Below are 1187 nucleotides of genomic sequence, written 5' to 3' on the forward strand. Positions count from 1 at the left end.
GGGGGCTGCTGCACGAATAGGTGACATCGATCTGGCTGGCCGACAGGCGAGCCTGGAAGGATGTCATCGTGCCCAAGCCCTACCCGCAGGAGTTCCGTGACGATGTGGTCCGGGTCGCCCGAAACCGTGAAGAAGGTGTGACTGTCGACCAGGTCGCCGCCGATTTCGGGATCCACCCGATGACCTTGACGAAGTGGATGCGTCAAGCTGATATCGACGAGGGCACCAAGCCCGGAACGACCAGAAGCGAGTCCGATGAGCTGCGGGAATTGCGGCGCCGCAACCGTTTGCTCGAGCAGGAGAACGAGGTGCTGCGCCGGGCTGCAGCATATCTGTCCCAGGCCAATCTCCCGGGAAAAGGCTCTACCCGCTCGTGAGCGAGCTCGCCGCCGACGGGATCCCCGTCGCGGTCACCTGCCGGGTACTGAACCTTGCTCGCCAACCCTATTACCGGTGGCTGGCCGCGCCGGTCACCGACACCGAACTCACCGAGGCCTACCGCGCGAACGCCCTGTTCGACGCCCACCGCGACGACCCGGAGTTCGGTTACCGGTTCCTGGCCGACGAAGCCGCCGAATCCGGTGAACCGATGACCGGGCGCACCGCCTGGCGGATCTGCTCGGCCAATCGGTGGTGGAGTGCGTTCGGCAAACGCCGGCGCGGCAAGAACGGTCGACCGGGCCCGCCGGTGCACGACGACCTCGTGAAACGAGACTTCACCGCGCAAGCACGAAACCACTTGTGGCTCAGCGATATCACCGAACATCACACCGGTGAAGGCAAGCTCTACCTCTGCGCGGTCAAGGACGTGTTCTCCGGCCGGATCGTGGGCTACTCGATCGACTCGCGCATGAAGTCGAGACTCGCGGTCGCGGCATTGAACAACGCGGTAGCCCGCCGCGGCGAGGTCGCCGGTTGCATTCTGCACACCGACCGAGGTTCTCAATTTCGATCCCGGCGTTTCGTTCACGCGTTGAACCGGCACCGGATGGCCGGCTCGATGGGCCGGGTCGGTGCGGCCGGGGACAACGCGGCTATGGAAAGCTTCTTCAGCCTGCTGCAACGCAACGTCTTGGACCGGCAGCGGTGGGACACCCGCGAACAGTTACGGATCGCGATCGTGACCTGGATCGAACGCACCTACCACCGCCGTCGCCGCCAAACCCGGCTCGGCCGGTTGACCCCGG

Annotated in this window: 1 protein-coding gene; it reads left to right on the forward strand. The window is 65.2% G+C overall.

Going from position 1 to position 1187, the window contains the following annotated elements:
- Nucleotides 1-68: 68 nt before the first annotated feature.
- Nucleotides 69-1187 (forward strand): IS3 family transposase gene (locus NS4_RS31015; protein ID WP_157106358.1). Its coding sequence is split into 2 segments (ribosomal slippage), with 1117 coding nucleotides annotated over them: nucleotides 69-353 and nucleotides 356-1187; the frame shifts between segments, so codons are not numbered across the junction. This gene is flagged as partial in the annotation.

Source organism: Nocardia sienata NBRC 100364 (genome assembly GCF_001613205.1).
Classification (GTDB): Bacteria; Actinomycetota; Actinomycetes; order Mycobacteriales; family Mycobacteriaceae; genus Nocardia; species Nocardia sienata.